Source organism: Neisseria sp. P0021.S007 (assembly GCF_051956855.1).
Genome location: NZ_JBQCXA010000630.1, coordinates 1 through 650, shown reverse-complemented (window position 1 = coordinate 650; position 650 = coordinate 1). Strand labels below are relative to the sequence as shown.

At 52.2% G+C, this 650-nt stretch carries 1 protein-coding gene; it reads left to right on the top strand.

The annotated features are described in order from the left end of the window. Nucleotides 1-650 (top strand): LptF/LptG family permease (locus ACTHUR_RS15055; RefSeq protein WP_440399416.1); only part of this gene is annotated, 650 nt, incomplete at both ends.

Sequence of the window (650 nt, the reverse complement as noted above, 5' to 3'; positions counted from 1 at the left end):
GGGCAGAGTTGCGCAGTCGTGAATATGCCGAAATTTTGAAGCAGAAGCAGGAGTTGTCTTTGGTGGAAGCCGGCGAGTTCAATAGCTTGGGCAAGCGCAACGGCAGGGTTTATTTTGTCGAAACCTTCGATACCGAATCCGGCATCATGAAAAACCTCTTCCTGCGCGAGCAGGACAAAAACGGCAACGACAACATCGTTTTTGCCAAAGAGGGCAATTTTTCGCTGACAGACAACAAACGTACGCTTGAATTGCGCGACGGCTACCGTTACAGCGGTACGCCCGGCAAAGCCGATTACAACCGCGTTTCTTTCCAACACCTCAGCCTGATTATCAGCACCACGCCGAAACTCATCGACCCTGTTTCACACCGCCGTACCATTCCGACCGCACAACTGATTGGCAGCAGCAATCCCCAACACCAAGCGGAATTGATGTGGCGCATCTCGCTGACCGTCAGCGTCCTCCTGCTCTGCCTGCTTGCCGTACCGCTTTCCTATTTCAATCCGCGCAGCGGCCATACCTACAATATCCTGATTGCCATCGGTTTGTTTTTGGTTTACCAAAACGGGCTAACCTTCCTGCGCAATGCTGTAGAAGACGGCAGAATCCATTTTTGGCTCGGACTGCTGCCTATGCACATCATCATG